Source organism: Myxococcota bacterium, assembly GCA_039030075.1.
Lineage (GTDB): Bacteria > Myxococcota_A > UBA9160 > UBA9160 > SMWR01 > JAHEJV01.
On sequence record JBCCEW010000010.1, the window covers coordinates 29,560 to 54,819 of the forward strand.

General features: G+C 68.8%; 17 protein-coding genes. 1 reads left to right on the forward strand and 16 read right to left on the reverse strand.

The genetic code is table 11. The features are described 5' to 3' along the window. Positions 1–76 precede the first annotated feature (76 nt). From guaB to scpA, 14 genes are all read right to left on the reverse strand, one after another. The gene (gene guaB, locus AAF430_12430; protein ID MEM7411034.1) at positions 77–1,555 is read right to left on the reverse strand and encodes an IMP dehydrogenase; all 1,479 of its coding nucleotides are present in this window, start codon (positions 1,553–1,555) and stop codon (positions 77–79) included. A 417-nt stretch (positions 1,556–1,972) separates the two neighbouring features. Next, the gene (locus AAF430_12435) at positions 1,973–2,584 is read right to left on the reverse strand and encodes a thrombospondin type 3 repeat-containing protein (protein ID MEM7411035.1); all 612 of its coding nucleotides are present in this window, start codon (positions 2,582–2,584) and stop codon (positions 1,973–1,975) included. Positions 2,585–2,650: 66 nt separating this feature from the next. Continuing rightward, positions 2,651–4,171 carry a DUF4388 domain-containing protein gene (locus AAF430_12440; protein ID MEM7411036.1) on the reverse strand — a complete coding sequence of 507 codons (1,521 nt, stop codon included), beginning with the start codon at positions 4,169–4,171 and terminating at the stop codon, positions 2,651–2,653. A gap of 15 nt (positions 4,172–4,186) precedes the next feature. Then, entirely contained in the window at positions 4,187–6,022 is a 1,836-nt protein-coding gene (locus AAF430_12445; protein MEM7411037.1) for a response regulator, read from the reverse strand. 36 nt (positions 6,023–6,058) lie between these two features. Further along, complete coding sequence (miaB, locus tag AAF430_12450) at positions 6,059–7,516, reverse strand: tRNA (N6-isopentenyl adenosine(37)-C2)-methylthiotransferase MiaB (GenBank protein MEM7411038.1); 1,458 nt, start codon at positions 7,514–7,516, stop codon at positions 6,059–6,061. 456 nt (positions 7,517–7,972) lie between these two features. Next, entirely contained in the window at positions 7,973–9,205 is a 1,233-nt protein-coding gene (locus AAF430_12455) for an RtcB family protein (GenBank protein ID MEM7411039.1), read from the reverse strand. Continuing rightward, on the reverse strand, positions 9,205–9,786 hold the full coding sequence (locus tag AAF430_12460; GenBank protein MEM7411040.1) for a hypothetical protein: 582 nt from the start codon (positions 9,784–9,786) through the stop codon (positions 9,205–9,207). The genes AAF430_12455 and AAF430_12460 overlap by 1 nt, the downstream gene beginning before the upstream one ends. A gap of 170 nt (positions 9,787–9,956) precedes the next feature. After that, on the reverse strand, positions 9,957–10,331 hold the full coding sequence (locus AAF430_12465) for a ribosome-binding factor A (protein MEM7411041.1): 375 nt from the start codon (positions 10,329–10,331) through the stop codon (positions 9,957–9,959). Between the two features lie 400 nt (positions 10,332–10,731). Further along, positions 10,732–12,153 carry a VWA domain-containing protein gene (locus tag AAF430_12470; protein MEM7411042.1) on the reverse strand — a complete coding sequence of 474 codons (1,422 nt, stop codon included), beginning with the start codon at positions 12,151–12,153 and terminating at the stop codon, positions 10,732–10,734. Positions 12,154–12,245: 92 nt separating this feature from the next. Further along, a complete protein-coding gene (locus AAF430_12475; protein ID MEM7411043.1) occupies positions 12,246–13,235 on the reverse strand; it encodes a MoxR family ATPase in 990 nt (329 codons plus the stop codon). Between the two features lie 67 nt (positions 13,236–13,302). Continuing rightward, a complete protein-coding gene (locus AAF430_12480) occupies positions 13,303–14,571 on the reverse strand; it encodes a bifunctional 3,4-dihydroxy-2-butanone-4-phosphate synthase/GTP cyclohydrolase II (protein MEM7411044.1) in 1,269 nt (422 codons plus the stop codon). A 408-nt stretch (positions 14,572–14,979) separates the two neighbouring features. Continuing rightward, positions 14,980–15,681, reverse strand: a complete 702-nt coding sequence (locus AAF430_12485; protein MEM7411045.1) for a hypothetical protein — start codon at positions 15,679–15,681, stop codon at positions 14,980–14,982. A 53-nt stretch (positions 15,682–15,734) separates the two neighbouring features. Then, entirely contained in the window at positions 15,735–16,727 is a 993-nt protein-coding gene (gene meaB / locus AAF430_12490) for a methylmalonyl Co-A mutase-associated GTPase MeaB (GenBank protein MEM7411046.1), read from the reverse strand. Continuing rightward, positions 16,724–18,871: a methylmalonyl-CoA mutase gene (gene scpA, locus AAF430_12495; GenBank protein ID MEM7411047.1), complete on the reverse strand. Its 2,148-nt coding sequence runs from the start codon at positions 18,869–18,871 to the stop codon at positions 16,724–16,726. Before scpA ends, meaB begins: the two co-directional genes overlap by 4 nt. A 313-nt stretch (positions 18,872–19,184) precedes the next feature. On the opposite strand from scpA, the gene AAF430_12500 reads away from it, so the two are divergent. Then, positions 19,185–21,311 (forward strand): PQQ-dependent dehydrogenase, methanol/ethanol family, encoded by a 2,127-nt coding sequence (locus AAF430_12500; protein ID MEM7411048.1) that lies wholly within the window; start codon positions 19,185–19,187, stop codon positions 21,309–21,311. A 39-nt stretch (positions 21,312–21,350) separates the two neighbouring features. Here AAF430_12500 and AAF430_12505 read toward each other — a convergent pair whose 3' ends face one another. Both AAF430_12505 and AAF430_12510 read right to left on the reverse strand, forming a co-directional pair. Then, a complete protein-coding gene (locus AAF430_12505) occupies positions 21,351–24,695 on the reverse strand; it encodes a methylmalonyl-CoA mutase family protein (GenBank protein ID MEM7411049.1) in 3,345 nt (1,114 codons plus the stop codon). After that, entirely contained in the window at positions 24,692–25,258 is a 567-nt protein-coding gene (locus AAF430_12510; GenBank protein ID MEM7411050.1) for a MerR family transcriptional regulator, read from the reverse strand. The genes AAF430_12505 and AAF430_12510 overlap by 4 nt, the downstream gene beginning before the upstream one ends. Positions 25,259–25,260: the final 2 nt, after the last annotated feature.

A 25,260-nucleotide genomic window follows, 5' to 3' on the forward strand; every position in this document is an offset into this window, starting at 1 on the left:
GTGTCGAGGGGTGCTGGCTGTGGTTCGTGGGTTGGGGGGAAACGAGACAGTAGAGCGTCGGCCGAAGGGCCGTCGACTACTCGATGCGGTAGTTCGGCGCCTCTTTGGTGATGATGACGTCGTGGACGTGGCTCTCGTTGAGGCCGGCGCCCGAGATGCGCACGAAGCGGGCCTGGGAGCGCAGAGCGCCGAGATTCGCCGCTCCGACGTAGCCCATGCCCGAGCGGAGCCCGCCGACCAGCTGATGGATGTTGCTGGTGAGGCTGCCGCGGTAGGGAATCCGACCCTCGATGCCCTCGGGCACCAGTTTGCTGGCCTCGGTCACCTCGCTCTGGAAGTAGCGGTCGGCGCTACCGGCGGTCATCGCGCCGATCGAACCCATTCCCCGATAGACCTTGTAGGAGCGGCCCTGGTAGAGGACCACCTCGCCCGGAGCCTCGTCGGTGCCGGCGAACAGGGAGCCGATCATGACGGCCGAGGCGCCGGCGGCCAGCGCCTTCACCACGTCGCCCGAGAACTTCACGCCCCCGTCGGCGATCACCGGGATGTCGGCTCGCCGGGCCACCTGGGCGGCGTCGAGCACCGCGGTGAACTGGGGTACGCCGACGCCCGCGATGATCCGGGTCGTGCAGATCGAGCCGGGGCCCACCCCGATCTTCACTGCGGACACGCCTGCCTTCACCAATGCCTCAGTGCCTTCCGCGGTGGCGACGTTCCCACCGACCAGGGGCAGTTCGGGGAAGGTCCGGCGCAGCTCGGCGACCGTCTCGAGCACGCCCTTCGAGTGGCCGTGGGCGGTGTCCACGACGACGACGTCCACGCCGGCATCGATCAGGGCCTGGGTGCGCTCGGCGGTGTCTCCGCCGACTCCCACCGCGGCTCCGCAGCGCAGGCGGCCCCAGGCGTCCTTCGAGGCGGCCGGGAAGCGCTCGCTCTTCTCGATGTCCTTGATCGTGATGAGCCCGCGGAGCATGCCCTGCTCGTCCACGACCAGGAGCTTCTCGATCCGGTGGGCGTGGAGGAGCTCCTTTGCCTTCTCGAGGCCCGTCCCCGGCGGCACCGTGACGAGCCCCTCGCGGGTCATGAACTGGGAGATCTCCTGGTGCGTGTCGCGCACGAAACGCAGGTCGCGATTCGTGAGGATGCCGACCGCCTTGCCGTCGCGGGTGATCGGAACGCCCGAGATCTTGTAACGGGCCATCACCTCGAGGGCTTCGTGGATGCGCTGCTCGGGCCGCATCGTGATCGGGTCGACGATCATCCCGGCTTCCGAGCGCTTCACCTTGTCGACTTCCGCGGCCTGGGCCGGGATGGACAGGTTCTTGTGGACGATCCCGATGCCGCCGTTCTGCGCCAGGCAAATCGCCGTTTCGTGCTCGGTGATCGTGTCCATCGCCGCCGAGACGAGCGGTGTGTTCAGGGTGATCTCGGGGGTGAGCCGGGTTTGAATGTCCACGCCGTCGGGGAGCACTTCGCTGGCTCCCGGTACGAGCAGGACGTCGTCGAAGGTCAGACCTTCGCGGATCCGACTACTCGGGGAATCGTCGCGCTCCAAGACTCCGTCTCGCCCGTCCGTCATATGCACGTCACCCGTCCGACCGTAGGATCACGCCAGCGACGCCCGGGGCGCGGCACTCCCACCGGGGCCCCTTGGGCAGGATGCACGAACCCCGGCGGCTTGCCGCAATCTTGCGCGTTCGCCGTCGCGTCCCGGTTTTGGTGGTGGCTTCCCGTCCCCTGCGCTGTGCCTGGGTTGCGCTGGACTGTGGATCGCCGTGGCCCTCGAAGAGGGTCGCTCTCGCCCCCGGGAGCTTTTGCCAAGACTACGCGGAGGGGCCTGGGAGGTCAACCGATCGGGCGCCGGGGCGACTGCTCGAAGCAGTAGAAGCTCGAATTCGTGAAGCCGTTGTTCTGGTCGCGCTCGGTCCAGCCCGAGTCGCTGAGACCTGTCAGCCCGCGAATGCCACGCGCGTCATGCCAGCCGCCTTCGGCCGCCGGACCGGCTCACCCAAGCGGCGCCGAGGAGAACGGCCGCCACGCTCACCCACGCCGCGACGCGACCGACCGGTACGGCGAGGGCGCTCGGCGCCGAAGCCGCGCTGGTGGGATCGGTGCCGACCTGGATCTCGAAGCGGTCGCGGTAGAAGTCGCCATCTGTATCCGCGAGCACCGAGCTCGTTCCGGGGTCGCTCGCGGACACGAAGAGACCGGTGTTGCGCTCGATCGCATCGGCCAGACGATCGCCGTCGTCGTCGTCATCGAGCCACGACGGGATCCCGTCTCCGTCTACGTCGTGGTTCGGGAAGCCCCCGAGCGCCAGGGGCCAGAAGCCGGGCGCGAGGGTGTCGAGGCCGCCCGCCGCGCGCGAGAACCCGACGGCATCGGCCTGGCCGACCGACACCGACCCGCCCGAGAAGCGCGGACCCGAGGCAGTCAGCGCGCCGCTCGCAAGACTCGCCTCATGCGCGCCACGCAGCGTGTAGCTCGGGCTCGTCAGATCCCCGGCCTGGGCCGAAGCCGCGATCCCCAGGCAGAAGGCCCCAGCAGCCACCCCGCGGATCCAATGCCCACGAAAACCGACCATGCGCCACCTCGTCCACGAGATGGTGCGCCCCGGCCCAGCCCCGGGTCAAGAACCGCGCGGTGTTGCCTAGGGGAGCAGCCGCCCCAGCAGCTCGCGCAGGGCCTTGGACGTGCCCCCGCCTTCTTCGTCGCGGGCCTGGACGACGTGCCGGTCATCGAGCAGCCCGACGCGCTCGCAGAGCTGGTCGACGGTCGCTGGGTCCTTCTCGTCGAGCAGCAGGTGGAAGCTGCGCGCGCGTGGCGCGCCGCCGAAGACCTCGACCGCCTCCCGGAGCGCATCGAGCGATGTCTCGAGGCCGGCGCCGTGGACGAACACGGTGGCGAGCGCCCCGTGCTGGGCGATCGGCCAGACCGCCGCGAAGTCGCTCGAAGCAGGTACCTCGAAGAACTCGATCGCGACGTCACCATCGACGGGCACCCGCAGCAGCGGCCGTACGCCCGGTTCCGAACTCAACTCGGCCGGCTCCACGCCCGGCAACCCGCCGAGCGCCCGATGGAAGCTCGCCCGCGCTTCGGCATGCGCCGCGACCACGGCCACCTTCGCGTCCAGGGGCGCCGCGTCGCGAGAGCGTCCCTGCTCGAGCCAGTCGCGCAGACGCGACGCCAGCGCCGGCGCGAACAGTCCCCCGGCCGGCGCTTCGGGGCGCGCAGGCTCCGCGCGGATCTCCACCATCCCGCGTCGCGCCAGGGTCTGCAGGGTGCGCAGGACCTGATAGTCGGGGAAGCGGCTGCCGTCGAGCACGTCCTGGACGCGATCCGAGAGGTCGAGGAGCAGGAGCACTTCCTGGGTGAGCGGGTGCAACACGTTCGGCAGGGACGAGCGCGAGACCTTCATCGCCACGCGCGCCTGGGGATCCGGAAGCTCCGCGGCCTCCCGCTCCCACTCGCGCTGCTGCCGACGCCACTCGCGGACCACCGCCCGGGTGGGTCGCTCGATGCCGACACCTTCGTCGTGGCCCTCTTCCCGGAACGCGAAGGAGCCTCGCCGCCAGCTGAGCAGGCGGTAGAGCGCCTTCTCGCCCGACACGGCACCCGTGCGCGCCTCGACGACGTTGCCGCCGCGCAGGAACACACGCCCCGTCTCGGCGCGACGTCCGCCGCCCTTCCGGAGCTCGACGATGCCGGTCTTGCGGTTCACCTGGAAGAGCTCGATCAGCTCGGCGAGGGAGACCTGGTTGAGCTTCCCCTCGACGCCCGGCGTCTCCTCGACGGGGGCTGCCACCGGCTCGGGCTTGCGCTTCTCGAGCAGCGCCCCGATGAAGTGGGCGAGCGTCTCGGGATCGGCGTGGCTGGGCATGCGCGGACTGTCTGTGGTCGTGTCCTCGCCGGGCTCGCCTTCCCCGACGAAGAGGATGCCCATGCCCTGGGTGTGCGGATTCGCCTGCAGGATGTCGGCGAGCCGCGCCCCATCGATCAGGGGCAGCCCCAGCTCCACCACCATCGCGCGCGGCTTCTCGCTGAGCGCGTACTCGAGCGCCGCAGCGCCGTGCGCCACGAGGTTCGCTTCGATCGCATGGCTCTGGCATGCCGCGGCGATGCGGCGCCCGCGCTGGATATCGCTGTCCGCGATGAGGACGGTTTCGTTCACGTGTGGCTCCGTGGCCTAGACGAGCTGGGGCGTATCCAGCTCGCGCTGCATTCGGAAGGCGAGTTCCTCGGCAAGGGCGCGATCACTCGAGTGGAAGAGACGGACGCCGTCTCCCTCGGCCTCCGGCGCGGCCACCCAGACGTAGGAGCCGCTGTCGCCAAAGAGCACGGCGAACGCCGGGCAATCCGGCAGACGGTCGCTCGGCACCCAGACGATGCCTTCGTCGGAGACGCCGGTCTTCGGTCCGTTGCCGAGCACCACGAGCTCGGTGCCGCTCTGGCAGTCACGGCGGAGCTGCAGGCCTTCGCCCAGCGCTTCGGTGAAGGTGTCGCCGGCGTGACAGAAGAACAGGTTGCGCTCGCGGGGGCGCCGGCCGGTCTCGGAGATGGCGAACGACAGCAGCGACTCGGCGCTTCCCAGGGCCTCGGTCTTGCCCGAGGCAAGGAGTGTCTCCAGCGCCTCGGCGAGGGGCTGGATCGCGAGGTCGGATTCGCGGCTGCGTCCCTGACGCTCCTCATCGACCCGGGCATCGAGGACCCGCTGCAGGGATTCCAGCTGGCTCGCATCGCCCGGGTAGCTGACGCAGCCCAGGTACACCTCGGGCCGCACGTCGGCCTGAACCCCGGCGAGGGGCTCGCCCTGCTCCAGCGCGACGCGGGTCCGCTGCTTGAAGGTGGCGGCGCCGATCGCGTCGCTCTCGGCGAGCATCACGAGGAACTGCCCGTCGCTCTCGGTGGCGAGGATGTCGGTGGCGCGGAGCAACCGGCCCAGATAGCGGATCAATGTGCCGTGCCAGTGACGGAAGGCGTTGGCGTCGAGTCGCTCGCGCAGCCCGTCCACGGGCTCGACCGCCACCTTCATCAGGCCAAAGCTGCGCCCGAAGCGGTTCGCCTTCTCGATCTCGTTCCGGACGACGTCCTGGAGGTACTCGAGGTGATACGCGCGGGTCTCCGGGTCCTGGAGCGTCCGCCGCTCGAGCCGCGCGAAGCGCTCGGCGTTGGCGAAGGCGACGCTGCAGAGCTGGATCAGCCGCTCGGCGCAGGCGCCGTCGATCTCGTCGAAGGACTCGCCACCGAGCTTGTCGGTCAGACGAATCACCGCCCGCAGCGCGCCGGCGCGGCGCATCGCCACCACCAGGGCCGGCCGCGGCAGACCACGCGGGTCGTGCCAATCGACCCGCACCGACTGGACGCTCGGATCGCTGAGCGCGCTCGGCAGCTCTCGATCGGCGAGCACGGGGCGCTCCTCGTCGACCCGGACCAGGCCCTGGGCCGCGACCATGCGGAAGTCGCCCGAGCCTTCTTCGGCGGCCCACAGCACGCCGCCCTGCGCTCCGGTCTCGTCGCAGAGGGCGGCGAGGGTGCGTTGGGCCAGGGTGTCGAGCGAGAGACAGGAGAACAGGGCGAGCGCACGCTCGTAGAGCGAGCGTTCGCCCATGTACTCGATGTTCTCGGCCAGCAGTCGATCGCGCTCCTGCTGGAGCTGGGACTTCTGGAGAATCGCTTCGAGACAGGCGGCGAGCGTGTCGCGATCGAAGGGCTTGAGCAGGTAGTCCGTGGCGCCGCCCTTCATCGCGTCGACGGCGCTCTTCACGTCGATCACACCGGTGACGACGACGATGGGCTGCTCGGGATCCTGCGCCTTGATCTGAGCGACGAGGTCGCGGCCGGAAACGCCGGGCATGACGAGGTCGGTGACCACGACGTCGAAGCGGTCCGCCGCGAGACAGTCGAGGGCCTCCTGGGCGCTCGACGCCGTCTGGACGTCGTACCCCTCTTCCGTCAGCAGCCCCTCGAGGAGCTCGCGGAAGTAGCGCTGGTCGTCGACTGCGAGAACCCGACCCTTGCCCATGCTCCCCCCTGAGAGCGCGGCGAGATCGGGAAACCCCTAGACGCGCGCGCTCTGCCTGGGCTCATCGGCGCATTGCGGGTTCGGCACAAGGCCCATCCTGCCCTCGAAGCGCCGCGGCGGGCCGCAGGGCTCCCCGATCAGCGAATGGGGCGTCGCCTCCACCACGGCCACCGGCAGCCGGTCGCCCGGTGCGAGCTCGAGATCCGCTGGCACTGCGAGATTTACCACTCGGTGGTAGGGATCGTGCCCGGTCCACTGGCCTCCGCGCCGACTGGTGCCTTCCACCAGCACCTCGGTCTCGGTGCCGACGCGCGCCCGATGGGCTGCCAACGTGAGGCCGCGCTGCAGGGACTGGAGGCGCTCGAGTCGCTCCTGAGCAACCTCGGGGGGCACCGGGTCCGACAGGGTGGCGGCCGCGGTCTCGGGGCGCGGCGAGTACTTGAACGAGAAGGCGTCGACGAACGCGGACTCTTCGACGACCGCCAGCGTGGCCTCGAAGTCGGCGTCGGTCTCGCCGGGGAAGCCGACGATGAGATCGGTCGTAAGCACGAGGTCCGAGCGGGTCGCGCGCAGGTCGCGCACGATCGCGCGGTACTCGTCGGCGGTGTAGCGCCGCCGCATGCGTTCGAGCACCGCGTCCGATCCGCTCTGAAGCGGGAGGTGCACGTGGGGGCAGAGATTCGGCAGCGTCGCGTGCGCACGGATCAGATCGTCGTCGAAGAAGCGCGGGTGGGGGCTCGTGTAGCGGATCCGCTCCAGCCCGGGGATCGACGACAAGCGCTCGAGCAAGTGCGTGAAGCTCTCGGTGCCCGCCTGGGGGGCCTTGCCGCGACGCACGTCGTGGCGCCCGTAGGCGTTGACGGTCTGACCGAGCAGGGTCACCTCGCGCACTCCCTGATCGACGAGGACGCGCACCTCCGACGCGATCGCCTCCGCCGGCCGACTGATCTCTCGGCCGCGGGTGTTCGGCACCACACAAAACGTGCAGAACATGTCGCAGCCTTCCATCACGGTGACGAAGGAGCGACCGGGTGTCGTCGGCGCGAGGTCGGGGTGTCGCTCGGGGAGCGCGAAGCGATCCGGCGACCGGTCTTCCTCGGTGGCCGCGCGACGGCCCCCGGTCTCGGCCGCAGCGACCAGCTCGGGAACCCAGCGCAGGTTGTGGGTTCCGTAGACGAAGTCGATCTGGCGGAAGCGACGCAGCAGGGAGTCGCCCTCTTGTTGCGCGACGCACCCGGCGATTCCCAGGATGCGGCCGGCCCGCTCTTCCTTCCACGCCCGGAGCCGACCGAGGTCGGTGTAGAGACGGTGCTCCGCCTTCTCGCGAATCGAACACGTGTTCACGATCAGGACATCCGCCTCATCGGCGTCGTCGCTGGCGCGATAGCCCGCGTGTGTGAGCAGGTTCGCCACTTTCTCCGAGTCGTGGACGTTCATCTGGCACCCGTAGGTGCGAAGATGGAAGCGGCGCGGCGGGTTCATGGACTGGGTCATGATGCGGTGGACCGGAGAAACTCGGCGGACGAGGCGGGCACCCTACCCGACGCTCGGCGGGGCGTCTGCGGCAGGGCGGGCCCGCAGCTCATGTATCGTGTGCACTTCAGACCGCAGTGATCCAATTTTGCTGACCTTTTTCGAACACTGATTTTCCGAGTTCGGAGCGCTGACCGGCGCCCGTTCCAATGGAGAAATAGCGTTTGACAACTGCTGTGCTTCCCATCACAATGCCTCCCATAGACGGGTACCCCCCGTTTTGTGGAGAGGCGGTGGATCTGGCATTTCTACCCGAAATGTCCAACCTCTCACCCCCCATCATCCATCCACCGCCCTCCCCCTCTCGAAACGCCCCGCTGGAACCCCTCCAGCGGGGCGTTTTCTTTGTGCTCACCTCTCCAGCAAGAGATCAAGGGACGCCCCGAAGATCCTGTTTCTGCGGAGGTTCTGCGCTCGCTACCCCTTGACGCAAATCACCTGACGAAGCGCGTGCACGACCTCGACGAGGTCGCGCTGGGCCTCCATGACGGCCTCGATCGGCTTGTACGCCCGCGGCGTTTCGTCGAGGACGCCGCGATCGGTCCGGCACTCGACGCCCTCCGTCGCGCGGCGGTGATCCGCGAGACTGAAACGTCGTCGCGCGTCGCCGCGAGAGAGCACGCGCCCGGCCCCGTGACTGCAGCTCTCGAAGCTCTGCGGCTCGCCCTTTCCGCGCACGATGTAGGAGCGCGCCCCCATGCTGCCGGGGATGATGCCGAGGTCGCCCTTCCCCGCCCGGACGGCTCCCTTGCGTGTCACGTAGACGTTCGCGCCGAAGTGATGCTCGCGGGCGACGTAGTTGTGATGACAGTCGATCGCACGCGCGTCCGTCCGGAACGGCGGAAGGGCCTGTCGGAGGACCGTCAGCACCGCCTCGAGCATCAGCTCGCGATTGATGCGGGCGTACTCCTGGGCCCAGCCCAAGGCGGCCAGGTAGGCGTCGAAGAGCTCCGATCCCTCGCGCAGATACGCGAGGTTCTTGTCGGGCAGGCGGATCTGGTGGCGCTCCATCTCGCGCCGGGCCAGGTGGGTGAAGTGGGTGCCGACCCGATTGCCCGCGCCCCGGCTCCCGCTGTGGAGCATCACCCAGACCCGCTCCTCCTCGTCTAGACACACCTCGACGAAGTGGTTGCCCCCGCCGAGCGTGCCGAGCTGCTCGACGGGTCTCCGGTGGGCCACGCGCGGGTAGTCGCGCACGATCTGGGCGTAGCCGTCGCTGAGCCCGCGCCACGCCCGCCCCACGTGGCGCGGCGCGTCCTCCCACTCCCCCACCGCTCGCCGGCCGCTGCCGTGGGGCACCGCGGCTTCGATCTCGCTGCGCAGCGCTCGGAGGTCGTCGGGGAGCCGGTGGGACTCGAGACTGAGACGCTGGGCCACCATGCCGCAGCCGATGTCCACGCCCACGGCCGCGGGCACGATGGCCCCGACCGTGGGCAGGACCGACCCCACGGTCGCCCCGACGCCCGGATGCACGTCGGGCATGACCGCCACGTGCGAGTGCACGAACGGCAGCCGCGCGACCTTCAGGAGCTGGCGCTGAGCGGCGTCCTCGAAGTGGACGCCGCGCGTCCAGGCGCGAATCGGAACCCCCTGCTGGGCGCGGAACTCCTCGTATCGGACTTCGGTATCGCCTGCTCTTCGATCGCCCATCATTTCCCTCGCTTCCCGCCAGGTTGGCGGAGCGCCCGGAGCTCGCGCTTGCCGAGCTGACGCTTGGTGGCCGCGTACACCCGGTTCCGCCGGTACATCGCCGCGGCCCGGTGTCGCAACTCGGTGCGTCGCACCAACCGGATGACCGGCTCGCCCAGCAACAGATCCCGAGCGCTTCGCTGCTCCACTTCTCCTGCGGGGAAGGCCTGGAGGTCGAAGGCGTACCAGACCCCATCGATCTCCTTGAGCACCCGGTCCCGCGCGACCCAGACCAGCCCGTCGTTCCGCGGCGGCGCCCCGCGGCGCTCCCTGGCCCGCACCGGCGCGGCCCGCAGCAGTCCGCTCCGGGGACACACGTAGAACTGCGACCCCCAGCGCCGGCCATCGATCTCCTCGAGCTCGCCCCGCCAGTACGACAGCACGCGACCGTCGTCCGCCTCCTCCACGTGCCGGGCCACGAAGTCCCAGAGGTGGTCGCGAACGTGCTGCTGCACCGCGCTCGTCGGTCGCAAACACTGACTGATCTCCGAGTACACGTCGTCCCAGGGCCGCCCGACCTGCGAGCGGAGGTACCGGACCAAGGGGGCCAGATTCTCGTTCAAGCATTTCGTGCCCCGCCCCGGGCTCATCGGCTCGTGGCGCGGCGCCTGTTCCGGCCGGAGCCGCGCGCGCTGATACCTCTTCCCTCGCTTGAGGCGAGGGTGACTTCCAGCCCGCGGGCGTCCGACCAGAACGCGTGCCATGTCCTTTCTCATCGCGCTTCCCGTTCCGGCGGCTCCGCCGCCAGCAGCTCGAACACCAACTCGGGCGTTCGCTTGCGATGGATGGCCAGAGCGAGCTGGACCCGCAGGAAGCCCCGCGCCGCCCGAAGCCGCGCGATCACGTTCTCGCGTTCTTCGGGAGCCAGCGGCTCGGGTGCGACGACCCAGACGCGAAGCCTTCGGGTCGTCGGATCGGGCCAGACATCCATCACGTGCAGTTGGTTCAAGCGCTCGTCGCGACACTCGACCCCGATCGCGTGCTCCAGCGCGCGACGCGCCTGGGCGCAGAGCGGCAGGCACTTGGGATCGTCTTCAGCGGCAGCGGCGAGAGCGTCCTCGGGGCTCGCGGCGTCTTCGACGCGCACGTCTCCCCTTCGCCGGGACCTGCGTCCACGGCGCATCGCTTTCGACATGCAAACTCCAGGCGACGCGCGCATGAACCGCGCACGTCGTCACGTTTGGTGACGTATCAGGAGCTCCCGCCTCGGGCGGGACGACAGCCGGATCGGGCTGGTCGCGCTAAACGCGAGCGAAGCGGGAGCGCATCGAGTCCTGCGATCGTGCAGACATGGCGTTTTCTCCCGTGACGCAGAGCTTCGCAGAGTGGCGAAGCGGTTCTCTCTGGGTAGAGAGCGGCGAAACTTAACGCAGAACCGCGTCGCGTCAACGCCGTTCGTGCGCCGCTCGGGTTCTCGCGTACGCAACCGGCGGGTCTAGCTGCAGAGCCCAGCGTGCGAATCCGGAAAGGGAAAAAGGTGGAGTGCCCTAGAGCAGCAGGCCGTCCACGACCTTCGAGAGCTGCCGCAGGTTGCGACACTCCTCGGCGACATCGGTGTACGGCAGGTACTTGTCCATCACGCTGTCGCCGAACCCCCAGGCGCTGGGGTTCTCCGGATTCAGCCAGACGACGTTCTTCGCCTTGTTGTGGATCTCGCGGAGGCACCAGGCGCGCGAGTCGTTGTAGTTGTTCCGAGCGTCGCCCAGGATCAACACGGTCGTCTTGTTGTCGATGGACGACAGGAAGTTCTGCCAGAAGTGGTGGAACGCGTATCCGAAGTTCGAGCGCGTGTAGACGTTGATCACGTCGCCACCCTCGAGGGCTTCCTCGATGGCGTCGTTGATGTCCTTCTCCTGGAAGAGCGGCGTCACCTCGCCCAGCTCGGCCACGAACACGAAGGCGCGGATCTTCGTGAACGACTCCTGGAGTGAGTAGACGAACTGCAGCATGAACCGCGAGACGTTCGCCACCGAGGACGACACGTCGGTCAGGATCACGAGCTTCGGCCGGTCCTTCTTGCGCTGCTTGAACACCAGCTCGAAGGGCGTCCCGCCGTGGGACATGTTGCGCCGCAGGGTCTGGCGCAGATCCAGCTTCCCCTTCTTTAGGCGACGGCGACGGATCGAGAGCACGTTCTTGATCCGCTGGGCGAGGCGCTCGACCACCTCGCGCATCTTGCGGATCTCTTCCTCGGTGAGGTGGTAGAAGCTCTTCTCCAGCAGGGTCTCCCGCCGGAATTTCTCCATGTAGTCGTGGTTCTGCTTCTGGAGCTCGCGCTCGGTGAACGAGCGCACGCTGCGTCGCAGGGCCTCGCCGAGGGCGTCGATCAGATTCCGCAGGGCTTCGAGCTGCTCGGGAGACATCCCCGCCTGCTCCATGGCGTTCGCCAGGTCCTGGAGCTGGTCGCTCGCCCCCTCCATGTCGAGCTGCTCGAGGGTGCGGCGGCTGAAGAAGCCGACCTGCAGGAAGTTCTCGATGCGGTCGATCCCCGCCTGCTCGGCGGCTTGCCGGATCAGGTTCTCGAGTTGGGTGAGGTCCTGGGTGAGCAGCGCCCGGGCGAGCTCGGACATGTCGCCGAGGTCGCCGTCCATGTTCTCGAGCATCTGGGCGATCTGGGCCAGCAGCTGGTCGAGGTCCATGCCGGCTTCGGCCAGGCCACCCCCGGCCTGTCCGAAGGACTCGCGGAGGCTGTCGTAGAAGCCGGACCAGAACAGGTCGAAGAGCTGGTCGTAGGTCGGGACCTCTTCGCCCCGCTTCACCATGGTGGAGCGCAGCGCGTCCTTGAAGATCTCGCGGTCGTCGATCGAGAGCTCGTCCAGCGCCGAGAACGCATCGAGCGCTTCTGCGGTCGAGACGCGGATCCCGCTCTTCCGGAGGATGTTCGTGAACTCGAGGATGCGGTCTTGCACGACTTCGCTCACAGGGCGGCCGGCGTCACCGGCCGCTCGTGGTGTCGACGCCCCGCGCTACGGGCCGCGATGGCCCCGAGGCGCCAGGGAGATCAGTGGAGGGCGCCTTTCTTCGTGGCCGCCGGCTCGGGAGCCGGCGCTGCGGCGGGCTGTGCCGCCCGCGCCTCGCCCGCCTTCTTCTGCAGGAGCTTGTCGAGCTCGGCCTGGGCCTTCCGAACGTCGCCCTCGTACTTGAGGATCACGTTGAAGGTCTGGTTCACCAGCTCCTCGTCGAGATTCTGGGCGTTGAGCGCCAACAGCGCCCGGGCCCAATCGAGGGTCTCGCTGATCGACGGCGTCTTCTTCAGGTCGAGCTCGCGGAGGCGGTGCATCATGCCCACGAGGTCTTCCACGAGGCCGCCCGCCGCGTCCGGCACCTTGGTCTCGAGGATGCGCTTCTCGAGCTCCTCGCTCGGGAAGTCGATGAACAGGTGCAGGCAGCGTCGCTTCAGCGCGTCGCTCATCTCGCGCGCGTTGTTCGAGGTGAGGAACACGAGCGGCTTGCGCTTCGCCTCGACCGTCCCGAGCTCCGGCACCGTGACCTGGAAGTCCGAGAGCACCTCGAGCAGGAACGCCTCGAACTCGGGGTCGGCCTTGTCGACCTCGTCGATCAGGAGCAGCACGGGTTCGTCGGACGTGATCGCCTGCATCAGGGGGCGAGGTACGATGAAGTTGTCCGAGAAGAAGACGCTGTCTTCCTTCCCGACCCGCTCGGCCGCATCGCGGAGAGAAGAAGCTCCGGACATCGCCTCGGTGAACTTCTCCTTGAGGATCTGGGTGTAGAGCAGCTGCTTCGAGTACTCCCACTCGTACAGCGCCTTCGCCTCATCCAGACCTTCGTAGCACTGCAAGCGGATCAGCGTCCGGCCCGTGGCTTCCGCCACCACCTTCGCGAGCTCCGTCTTGCCGACGCCCGCCGGACCTTCGACGAGGACGGGCTTCTCCAGCTTGTCGGCGAGGAAGACGACCGTCCCGATCTGCTTGTCCCCGATGTAGTCCTGGGCCTCCAGCTTCTCGAGGACCTGATCAACCGATTCGAACATGGACATCTCTCTCTGGATTCCGCGGCGCGCACGAGCGCTGCAGGCCGCGGCGGGTCTCCGGTGGGGCTCAGCGACTGAGCCGTAGGACGTGACCCATCTTCTCTTTCTTGGTGCGGAGGTACTCGAGATTCTTCTCGTTGGGCTCGATCTCGAGGGGCACCCGGTCGACGATGGAAAGGCCGTAGCCTTCGATCCCGGCGCGCTTGCCCGGGTTGTTCGTGATCATGCGCATCTCGCGCACGCCGAGATCCACCAGGATCTGGGCGCCGACGCCGTAGTCGCGCATGTCGGCGGGAAAACCGAGGCGCTCGTTCGCCTGCACGGTGTCGAGGCCTTCCTCGTCCTGCAGGTGGTAGGCGCGAATCTTGTTCTTGAGGCCGATGCCGCGGCCCTCCTGGCGCATGTAGAGCAGGATGCCCTTCCCCTCGCGTTCGATCATCGCGAGGGAGGCATGGAGCTGCTCACCGCAATCGCAGCGCATCGAGCCGAAGGCGTCGCCGGTCAGGCACTCGCTGTGGACCCGGACGAGTACGGGCGCATCCCCGTCGATGTCGCCCTTCACCAGCGCCATGTGATCGATGCCGTCGATCTCGTTCTCGTAGACGATGCACTCGAAGTCGCCGCCCGCGCGGGTGGGCATCACCGACACGGCCGCGCGACGCACCAGCTTCTCCTTACGGAGGCGGTACTGGATCATGTCGGCGATGGTCACGATCTTGATGTCGTGCCGCTTCCCGAACTCGATCAAGTCGGGCATGCGCGCCATGGTGCCGTCGTCGTTCATGATCTCGCAGATCACGCCCGACGGGTTCAGTCCCGCCATGCGCGCGAGATCGACGGACCCCTCGGTCTGGCCGGCGCGGCGCAGCACACCGCCGGTGCGGGCCCGCAGCGGGAAGATGTGACCCGGCCGCGCGATGTCGGTGGGCCGGGCGTCGGGGGCGATGGCCGTGAGCACGGTCTGCGCCCGGTCGGCGGCCGAGATGCCCGTGGTCACGCCCTCGCGCGCCTCGATCGAGACGGTGAAAGCGGTGCCGTACCCCGAGGTGTTCTCCCAGTCGGGCACCATCATCCCGATCTGCAGCTGGTCGAGCTGCTGCTCGGTCATCGAGAGGCAGATCAGCCCGCGCCCGTACTTGGCCATGAAGTTGATGGCCTCGGGAGTGACCTTTTCGGCCGCGATGGTGAGGTCGCCCTCGTTCTCGCGATCGGCGTCATCGACGAGGATGACGAACTTTCCCTGCTTCAAATCCGCAATCGCTGCGTCGACCGACGCGATGGCAACCCGGATCTCCTCCGGGGTCTGGGTCGAGGCAGGGCTGGAATCTTGCGTCATAGGGGGCCACCTCCCGTCCGGACCGGTGGGTTCCGGCGGGCGCGCTGGGGCTCATGGGCGGAACCCAGCCACCCTATCAGTGGCCCTGAGGGGTGTCAAACCGCCGTCCCCGCGGGCTTTTTCCATTCCACCGCCCCGGGAGAAAAGGCGTCTTCAGGAACTCTCGCTGACGCGCTCCGAGTCACGCGCCCGCCGACGGGATCCTCCGGCGAACTCGAGCGCAGCCGGCCACGGGCCGCCGAACGCCGACCGATCGCTTCGGATCGACCCAGGTGGCGAGCCTCGCAGCCCGCCCAGGCCGGCGAGCCATTCGCCGGAGGACCCGTCGAAGGGCAAGTCCTTCGAACGGCGCCCTGTTCGAGGAGCAAGCTCTTCGTCCACGCAGCGCCGCTTCCGGCGCGATCGCGACTACGAGAAGTTGCTGAAGACGCCCTTCAGGAAGTCTTCTTCGCCCACACCAAACTTCGCGGCGAAGTCATGGCGCTCGTCGATCGAGCGGTAGAGCTGGCGGAGCAGCTCACGGAAGGTCTCGCGCACGCCCTCGCCCTTCGTAGCCACCGCCGGGAAGGTGGGCATGTCGCCCCAGGCTTCCTTGATCTCGTCGAGGGGCTTCACGTCCTGGAGGTCGCGCTTGTTGAACTGGATCACCTTCGGGATCGCGTCGAAGTCGATCCCGTTGCTCTTGAGGTTGGCTTCCATGTCGCGCCAGGAGTAGGCGTTGGCGGAAGCGCTCGAGCGCTGGGAATCGGCGATGAAGACGACGGCGTCCGCCCCCGAGAGGACCACCTTGCGGGTGGACTTGTGCATCACCTGGCCGGGCACGGTGAAGAGCTTCAGCTTCACCGAGAAGCCGTTGCTGGTACCGAACTCGACCGGCAGGAAGTCGAAATAGAGGGTCCGGTCGCCCGTGGTGTCGAGGGTGACCATCTTGCCCCGCGACCCGCTGTCGACCAGCTGGTGGAGCATCTGCAGATTCGTCGTCTTGCCGGAAAGCGCGGGGCCGTAATAGACCACCTTCACGACGATCTCGCGCTCGGACATGTTGATCTGGACCATGCGCTGCTCGAACCCCTCAGGAGACGACAGGTGCTGCAGGGGGTCATCGGCCACTCGCTCCCCCGAATGAAGGGCGCGGGCCACGGACCCCTCGCTTTCGCCGAGATTCAGCCGTCCGCGTTCGCGTCGGAGCGGAACACTTCCAGCAGAGTGCGCGCGGCGCGGGCCGGGGTCGTCTGCTGACGCTCCACATCGGCTTCCAGGGCCGCGATCCGGTGTGCCACCCCGGGGTGGCTGCGGAAGGCACGCTGGAGGCCCTCCTGGACCAGGCTCCACATCCAGGCCCGGTTCTGCTCCCGGCGACGCTCGTCGGCCTCGCCGCTCTCGGTGAGCGCCGCGCGCTGGTCCAGGACCATCTGCCACACGTCCCCCACGCCGGCGCCGGTCAGGCTGCTGACCTTCACCACCGGGGGGCGCCAGTTCGGCGAGAGCGAGCGCAACAGCCCCAGCGCGCGCTCGTGCTCGAGCCGGGCACGCTCGGCCAGCTCCTCGGCGGCACCGTCGGCCTTGTTCACGACGAGGCCGTCTGCGAGCTCGAGAACCCCCTTCTTGATGCCCTGGAGCTCGTCGCCCGAACCCGGCTGCAAGAGCACCAGGAAGAAGTCGACCATGCCTGCCACGGTGACCTCGGACTGGCCGATCCCGACCGTCTCCACGATCACGACGTCGTAGCCGGCGGCTTCGCACACCAACATCGATTCGCGGGTGCGCTGGGCAACGCCACCCAGCGAGCCGCCCGACGGCGACGGCCGGATGAACGCCTCGCCACGCTGGGCCAGGCGCTCCATGCGCGTCTTGTCGCCCAGGATGCTGCCGCCCGTCACCGGACTGCTGGGATCGACGGCCAGCACGGCGACGCGCAGCCCCTTGTCGATCAGGGCGAGGCCGAGGGCCTCGATGAAGGTGCTCTTGCCGACACCGGGCGGACCGGTGATCCCGAGCCGCACCGACCCCCCGGTGTGCGCGACCAGCGCGTCGAGCACGCCCTGCCCCTCGGCAGCGCGATCATCCCGCGTGCTCTCGAGCAGCGTGATCGTCTGGGCCAGCGCCCGGCGGTCGCCCGCGCGGATCGCCCCGGCCACCTCCTGCGGATCGCTCATCCGCGGTCTCGGAGCACCTGCAGCACCTCGCGCGCGGCCTTCGGCACCGGCGTGCCCGGACCGAACACCGCGGCCACGCCGCTCTCGCGCAGGAAGTCGTAGTCGCGCGGCGGGATGATGCCGCCGACGATCGTGGCGACCCCGCTCGCTCCCTGGGCCTTCAACTCTTCCACCAACTCGGGCACGAGCGTCTTGTGGCCCGCGGCCTGGCTCGACACGCCCACCACGTGGACGTCGTTGTCGATGGCCTGGCGCGCGGCCTCGGCCGGCGTCTGGAAGAGCGGCCCGACGTCGACGTCGAAACCGAGGTCGGCGAAGGCCGTCGCGATCACCTTCATGCCGCGGTCGTGGCCGTCCTGTCCGAGCTTCACGACGAGCATCCGCGGGCGTCGGCCCTCGCTCTCGGCGAAGTCCTTCACATCGCTCTGTACCTGCTCGAAATCCGAATCACCCTGATAGCTTGCGCTGTACACCCCAGAAACGGCTTTCACTTCGGCACGGTGCCGCGTGTAGACGTCTTCGAGGGCCTGGGAGATCTCGCCCACCGTGCAGCGCGCGCGCGCCGCGGTCACCGCGGCTTCCAGGAGATTGCCCTCGCCGCTCTTCGCCAGCCGGCGCAGCTCGTCGAGGCAGGCCTCGGCCGCAACAGCGTCGCGGCTGGCGCGGATCTGCCCCAGGCGCTCCACCTGGCTGTCCCGCACCGCCGAGTTGTCGATGTCGCGGACGTCGAGGTCCACCTCTTCCGGCGGCGGGTACTTGTTCACGCCGACGATCACGTCCTCGCCGCTGTCGATGCGCGCCTGGCGGCGGGTCGCCGCCTCTTCGATCCGCAGCTTCGGCATGCCGGCGACGATCGCCTGGGTCATGCCGCCGAGCTCCTCGACCTCGTCGATCAGCACGTTCGCGGCGTGGTAGACGCTCTCGGTGAGGGACTCCATGAAGTAGGAGCCGCCCCAGGGATCGACCACGGCCGGGATCCCACTCTCCTCCTGCAGGATCAACTGGGTGTTGCGCGCGACGCGCGCGGCCTGGTCCGTGGGCAGGCTGACTGCCTCGTCGTAGCCGTTGGTGTGCAGGCTCTGGGTGCCGCCGAACACCGCCGCCATCGCCTCGATGGTCGTGCGGATCACGTTGTTCATCGGGTCCTGCTCGGTGAGGCTCGCGCCCGACGTCTGGCAGTGGGTGCGCAGCATCATCGAGCGGTCCTTCTTCGGCGCGAACTCCTTCTGCATGCGTTCGGCCCAGATCCGGCGGGCGGCGCGCATCTTGGCGATCTCGAGATAGAAGTCCATCCCGATGCACCAGAAGAAGGACAGCCGCCCCGCGAAGGCATCGACGTCGAGGCCCTTCGAGAGAGCCGCGCGCACGTAGTCGAGCCCGTCGGCGATCGTGAAGGCGAGCTCCTGAACGGTCGTCGCCCCGGCTTCCTGCATGTGGTAGCCGCTGATCGAGATCGAGTTGAACTTCGGCATCTCCTTCGCCGTGTACTCGATGATGTCGGCCACGATCCGCATCGAGGGCTCGGGCGGATAGATGTACGTGTTGCGGACCATGAACTCTTTGAGGATGTCGTTCTGGATGGTCCCGGCGAGCTTCTCGTGGGGAACGTTCTGCTCTTCGCCCGCCACGATGAAGCACGCCATCACGGGAAGCACCGCCCCGTTCATCGTCATCGACACGGTGACCTGGTCGAGCGGGATGCTGTCGAAGAGGACCTTCATGTCCTCGACCGAGTCGATCGCGACGCCAGCCTTGCCGACATCGCCGGTCACGCGCGGGTGGTCCGAGTCGTAGCCGCGGTGGGTGGCGAGGTCGAAGGCGACCGAGAGGCCTTGCTGGCCCGCCTCGAGGTTCGCCTTGTAGAAGGCGTTCGACTCTTCGGCGGTGGAGAACCCCGCGTACTGGCGGAGGGTCCACGGCCGGTTCGCGTACATCGTCGCGCGGGGGCCGCGCAGGAACGGAAAGACGCCGGGCAGGGTGTCGGTGTGCGCGAGGTCGTCGAGATCGGCCTCGGTGTACAGGGGCCGGATCTTCAGGCCGTCGGGGGTCTCGCGGATCAGCGTGTCCGGATCGCGGTCGCGGAGGTCCTTCTGAGCGAGGCCTCGCCACTGGTCGAGATCGGCGCGGGGTCGGGTTCCGCTCATGGGTCTGGGGCTCCAGCTGTCGGGGGATCGGGTCCGGGGGGTGAGGAAGGGCCGGGACGGCGGCGAGTCCGAGGAGGCCGCGGGGCGCCCCGCGCTGCCCGGCGGCACCCGCGAAGCGGGACCGGGGCACGAGGCGAAAACGATAGCTGCCCCGGAGGGTTGGGGCACGGCCCGGGAGGAGCCCGCGAGGTTGGCTCCGGGCTCGTCTTCGGGCTTCCCAAGCCGCGACGCCATCGCCGCCACGCTACCGTGCGTCCCGGTGGGAGACCTTCGTCGACGCGGAACCCGGGGAACGCGGAGCTGGCGTGCACCGTTGGCTCTCGCCGCGATCGGCCTCTGGGGCGCCAGCGTGGCGGATGCCGAGTCGCCCCTGGCCGAGTCTGACCGCATCCCTGCCCCGACGGCCCGTCCCGCAGCCCACGACTGGCCCCTCCACGGCCGTGACGCTTCGGAGCAGCGCTTCAGCCCCCTCGATGCGATCAACCGCGAGACCGTCGAACGGCTCGGGCTCGCGTGGACCTTCGAACTCGGTTCGAAGCGCGGGATCGAAGCGACGCCGATCATGGTGGACGGCGTGCTCTACGTGACGAGCACCTGGAGCGTCGTCTTCGCCCTGGACGCCCGCGATGGATCGCTCCTCTGGCGCTTCGATCCGGCGGTCGACCGGGCGAAGGGCCGCGACGCCTGCTGCGACGTCGTGAATCGCGGCGTCGCGGTCTCCCAGGGCCGCGTGTTCGTCGGCGCCCTCGACGGGCGGCTGATCGCGCTGGACGCGAAGAGCGGCGAGAAAGTCTGGGAGACCTGGACCGTCGATCGCACCCTGCCCTACACGATCACCGGCGCCCCTCGCGTCGTGAAGGGGAAGGTGGTGATCGGAAACGGGGGAGCCGAGTTCGGCGTGCGCGGTTACGTGAGCGCCTACGACGCCGAGACCGGGAAGCGCGTGTGGCGCTTCTACACGGTCCCGGCGAGTCACGCGGGACCGCACGAGCACCCGGAACTGGCCGACGCCGCGAAGACCTGGTCCCCCGACTCGCTCTGGGAGACGGGCCTCGGCGGCACGGCCTGGGACTCGATGGCGTACGACCGCGCTCTCGACCTGCTCTACGTCGGCGTCGGCAACGCCTCGGTCTACGAGCGCGAACGGCGCAGCCCGGGCGGCGGCGACAACCTCTTCGTCGCGTCGATCCTCGCCCTGCGCCCCGATACCGGTGAGCTCGTCTGGCACTACCAGACGACGCCCGGCGACTCCTGGGACTACACCGCCACCCAGCACATGATCCTGGCCGATCTCGAACTCGGCGGGCGAACACGCCAGGTGCTGCTTCAGGCCCCAAAGAACGGCTTCTTCTACGTGCTGGATCGAGCGACCGGCGAACTCCTGTCCGCCGAGAACTACGTACCCGTGAGCTGGGCGACCCACGTCGATCTCGAGACGGGCCGACCGAAGGAACGCGCGGCTGCGCTGTGGAGCGAAGGCCGGGCCGTCGTGACGCCCGCCGTACAGGGCGGCCACAGCTGGCACCCGATGAGCTTCCACCCCGAGACCGGGCTCGTCTATCTCCCGGTGCAGAACCTCGCGTACATCTTCGAACCCGATCCCGCGTTCGAATTCCAAACAGGAAGTGGCAGTTTCAACACCGCCGAAGACCTCGCGACGATCATGGCCGAGGTCGAGGGCCACGAACACATGAACCTGGCTTTCTGCGAACCCACCGAGCTGGTGGCTTGGGATCCGCGCCGGCAGCGGGCGGCCTGGCGCCTTCCTTCCCAGGCAGGGGTCCCCGGCGGCACCTTGGCGACGGGTGGCGGGCTCGTCTTCCAGGGAGACGGCGGCGGGTTCTTCCGCGCCTTCGACGCCGTGACCGGCGAGAAGCGCTTCGAGGCCGATGTCGGGACGGGGATCATGGCACCACCGGTGACCTACGCCCTCGACGGCACCCAGTACATCGCGGTGCTCAGCGGCCTCGGGGGCTCCCAGGGCGGACACAACACGACCCTCCGGAACCAGAACCGGGGCCGCGTGCTCGTCTGGGCGCTCGGCGGGAAGGCCCCGGTCCCGCGCGCCCTGCCTCGGCCCACGCCGACCATCGAGGCGCCGAAGCTCGAGGTCTCGTCGAAGCAGCTCGACCGGGGGCGCGCGCGCTACGCGAAACACTGCCTGCGCTGCCACGGCGTCGGAGCCCGTTCCTCCGGGCTCTACCCGGATCTCCGCCACGCGAGCGGAGCGGTCTGGGAATCCTGGGACGACATCGTGCTCCAAGGCACGCGAACCGGAGGCGGCATGGCGTCCTTCTCCGATGTGCTCGACACGGCCGCATCCCACGACATCCGGGCCTATGTCGCGTCGCGCGCCCACGCGTCGCCGAGCCTCGCGCAGCAGGCGACGCGCTGGTTCGCCGAGAACGGCTGCGTGCCGGCCAGCTGGATCGTGGACTAGAACCGAGCTAGAGCGAGCCCGGTCCCCCGCCGCGCGACGCTACATCGAGCGCCGATAGCTCCCGCCCACCTCGAACAGCGCGTTCGTGATCTGCTCGAGGCTCGCGACCTTCACCGTCTCCATCAACTCGGCGAAGACGTTGCCCCCCGAGCGCGCCACGTCCTGCAAACGCGCGAGCGCTGCCGGCGTTCGCTCGGCGTGGCGATTCTGGAAGTCGGCGAGATGGCCGAGCTGGGACCGCTTCTCTTCTTCACTGGAGCGCATCAGGTCGCGCGGCTCGGGCGCGGCTTCGGGCGCCGGGTTCTCGAAGGTGTTGACCCCGATGATCGGGAGCTCGCCCGAGTCCTTGCGCGACTCGTAGTGCATGCTCTCTTCCTGGATCTTGCCGCGCTGGTACAGCGTCTCCATCGCTCCCAGCACGCCGCCGCGCTGTGACAGTCGCTCGAACTCCTGGAGCACCGCCTCCTCGACCAGGTCGGTGAGCGCGTCGATCACATAGGCGCCCTGCAGGTTGTTCTCGTTCTTGGCGAGACCCAGCTCGCGGTTGATGATCAGCTGGATCGCCACTGCGCGCCGCACGCTCTCTTCGGTGGGCGTCGTGACCGCCTCGTCGTAGGCGTTGGTGTGGAGGCTGTTGCACTGGTCCTGGATCGCCGTGAGCGCCTGGAGCGTGGTGCGGATGTCGTTGAAGGCCATCTCCTGGGCGTGCAGCGAGCGACCCGACGTCTGGACGTGATACTTCAGCTTCTGGCTCTGCTCGCTGCCGCCGTAGCGCTCCTGCATCGCGATCGCCCAGATGCGGCGCGCCACGCGACCAATCACGCTGTACTCGGCATCGAGGCCGTTGCTGAAGAAGAACGAGAAGTTCGGCGCGAAGGCGTCGACGTTCATCCCGCGCGCGGCGTAGTACTCGCAATAGGTGAAGCCATTCGCGAGCGTGAACGCGAGCTGGGTGATCGGGTTCGCCCCCGCCTCGGCGATGTGGTAGCCCGAGATCGACACCGAGTAGAAGTTCCGGATGTCGTTCTCGATGAAGTAGGCCTGGACGTCGCCCATCACCTTCAGCGAGAAGTCCGTGGAGAAGATGCAGGTGTTCTGGGCCTGGTCTTCCTTCAGGATGTCGGCCTGCACGGTGCCCCGTACCTGGGACAGCACCTCGGCCCGGATCCGCGCGTAGGTCTCGGCATCGACGACCTCGTCGCCGGAGACGCCGAGCAACGCGAGCCCCAGCCCATCGTGGTCCGGCGGGAGCGCGCCGTCGTAGCTCGGCGCGCCTCGCTCGGCGAGCTCACGGCGCACCGCATCGAGTCTGCCGGTCTCGCGGAGGTGCTTCTCGACGCCCTGGTCGATCGCCGCGTTCAGGAAGAAGGCGAGGACGGTCGGGGCGGGGCCGTTGATGGTCATGGACACCGACGTGCTCGGCGCGCAGAGGTCGAAGCCCGAGTAGAGCTTCTTCGCGTCGTCGACGGTGCAGACCGACACGCCCGAGTTGCCGACCTTCCCGTAGACGTCCGGGCGCTCGTGCGGGTCACGGCCGTACAGGGTCACCGAGTCGAAGGCGGTCGAGAGCCGCGCGGCGGGCATACCCTCGGACACGAGATGGAAACGCCGATTCGTGCGCTCGGGCGTGCCCTCGCCGGCGAACATCCGGGTGGGGTCCTCGCCCTGTCGCTTGAAGGGGAACACCCCGGCGGTGAACGGGAAGTGGCCCGGCCGATTCTCGCTACGGAAGTAGCGGGTCAGCTCACCCCAGTCTTCGGTGCGCGGCAGCGCCACCTTCGGGACATCGCTCCCGGCGAGGGTCGGCGCGAAGTTCTCCACCTCGATCGGGCGCCCGCGCACCTCGTAGGACTGGGTGGCCTCCGCGTAGCGCGCACGCACCTCGGGCCAATCGCGCAGGGCCGCCGCCAGCTCGGCGCCGACCTCGCGCTCGGCCGCCACGCGCGCGTCCGCCAGCTGGCGCGCAGCGTCCTCACTCACGTCACTCGCACGCTCGTAGGCGGCGAGGTCGCGCGCGTGCTCGGCCAGGCGCTGGGTCTCGCCGTGCCAGCCGCGCACGGTGGCCGCGATCTCGGCCAGGTAGCGCACGCGTTCGCCCGGGATCAGCCCCGCCGCAATCGACGCCGCATCCGAGCTCTCTGCCGCGGCACTCACCAGCCCCAGCTGCGGGGCCAGGTGTTCGTAGAGCCGATCGATCCCCGGATCGTTCCACTGGCGCGCGATCGTCGCGAACACCGGGACTGCGTCGTCCGCGGTATCGAAGGCCTGGCGATTGCGCTTCCACTGCTTCCGGACGTCGCGCAGGGCGTCGAGAGAGCCCTGGCGATCGGCCTTGTTCAGCACCACCACATCGGCGAGATCGAGCATGTCGATCTTCTCGAGCTGGGACGGCGCACCGTACTCGGGCGTCATCACGTAGACCGAGGTGCCCACGAGGTCGACGATCTCCGAATCGCTCTGACCGATCCCGGCCGTCTCCACGAGAATCAAGTCGAAGTCGGCCGCCTGGAGCACCCGAACCGCGTCGGCCACCGTGTGCGAAAGGGCCAGGTGCGCCCGTCGTGTCGCCAGGCTCCGCGCGAAGATGGTGCCGCCCTGAATCGCGTTCATGCGGATCCGGTCGCCGAGCAGGGCACCGCCGGTGCGGCGCCGGGTCGGATCGACGAGAAGCAGCCCGATCTGCAGCTCCGGGTGGGCGCGACGCATCCGCAGCACCACCTCGTCCACGACGCTCGACTTTCCTGCGCCCCCGGTCCCGGTGAAGCCCAGCACCGGCGCTGCCGGCCGCTTGCGGTTCTCGGCGAGCGCGGCGCGCCAGCCGTCCGCCTCGGCGCCTTCCGGGTCGGCCTCTTCGAGCCGCGTGATCCAACGCGCCACCTCGGCCGGCGCGGTGGCCAGCAGCGCGGTCAGGTCGGGCTCGGTGCGAGCGGGTCTCGCTCGACATGCCTCGATCATCGAGCGGATCATTCCCTCGAGACCGAGCTCCCGTCCATCGGCCGGGCCGAAGATCCGCGCTACGCCGTGCGCGTGCAGGGCCTCCGCCTCTTCGGGCGTAATGGTCCCGCCGCCGCCGCCATACACCTGAATGTGCCCCGCTCCGAGCTCGCCGAGGCGATCGACGAGATAGCGGAAGAACTCCATGTGCCCGCCCTGGTACGACGACACGGCGACCGCATGGGCGTCTTCCTGGACCGCCGCGGTCGCGATCTCCTCGACCGAGCGGTCGTGCCCGAGGTGGATCACCTCGGCGCCCTGGGCCTGGAGGATGCGACGCATGATGTTGATGGCCGCGTCGTGCCCGTCGAAGAGCGACGCCGCGGTCACGACGCGCACGCGACCCGCGGGCTCCTGGGGTTCGAGCGGCGTCACGGTGGCCTGACTCATCGGGACTTCCTCCCGGTGCGGCCCGTCGGCTCCTCGATCCGCTCGCGGATGTGGTCGCGGTAGCGGTCGATTTCCGTCCGCAAGGTCTGGAGCTCTTCGACCCGCCGATCGACCTCCGCCGAGTGGTGGGCCAGAAGCTCCTCGAGCCGGCCCAACATCGAGGCGGTCGAGCCCCCGATCGCGTAGACCGCGTTCAGATCCTTGATCTCCGCCAGCGAGAGGCCGAGCGCCTTCAGGCGCTGGATGAAGCGAAGCCGTTCGAGCTCGTCCGGGCCATAGACCCGGCGACCCCCGGCGCGACGGCGCACGCCTGGGAGCAGCCCGAGTTCCTCGTAGTACCTGAGGGTTCGGGCAGAAACCCCTGCCAGAGCTTGGATTTCCCCGATCGTCCAGACGGTTTCCCCGGCGCCCCCAGACTTCTGGGAGGCCGAGTCCTTCGCGGATCCCGGGGCCTGCAGCGCTTCACTTTGCCAGTTCACGTTAACTGTGTATCGTACTCCCGTCGGTCCCGCCAAAGCCCTTTTCTGACGTCCCCGGCCCGCTCGGCCCTTCGCGATCGCCACAT

Coding starts and splice junctions, on each gene's coding strand:
- AAF430_12475 (MEM7411043.1), bottom strand. CDS start 13,235: ATGTTCGAATCGGTTGATCAGGTCCTCGAGAAGCTGGAGGCCCAGGAC.
- scpA (MEM7411047.1), bottom strand. CDS start 18,871: ATGAGCGGAACCCGACCCCGCGCCGATCTCGACCAGTGGCGAGGCCTC.
- AAF430_12480 (MEM7411044.1), bottom strand. CDS start 14,571: ATGACGCAAGATTCCAGCCCTGCCTCGACCCAGACCCCGGAGGAGATC.
- miaB (MEM7411038.1), bottom strand. CDS start 7,516: ATGACCCAGTCCATGAACCCGCCGCGCCGCTTCCATCTTCGCACCTAC.
- AAF430_12455 (MEM7411039.1), bottom strand. CDS start 9,205: ATGGGCGATCGAAGAGCAGGCGATACCGAAGTCCGATACGAGGAGTTC.
- meaB (MEM7411046.1), bottom strand. CDS start 16,727: ATGAGCGATCCGCAGGAGGTGGCCGGGGCGATCCGCGCGGGCGACCGC.
- AAF430_12505 (MEM7411049.1), bottom strand. CDS start 24,695: ATGAGTCAGGCCACCGTGACGCCGCTCGAACCCCAGGAGCCCGCGGGT.
- AAF430_12435 (MEM7411035.1), bottom strand. CDS start 2,584: ATGGTCGGTTTTCGTGGGCATTGGATCCGCGGGGTGGCTGCTGGGGCC.
- AAF430_12445 (MEM7411037.1), bottom strand. CDS start 6,022: ATGGGCAAGGGTCGGGTTCTCGCAGTCGACGACCAGCGCTACTTCCGC.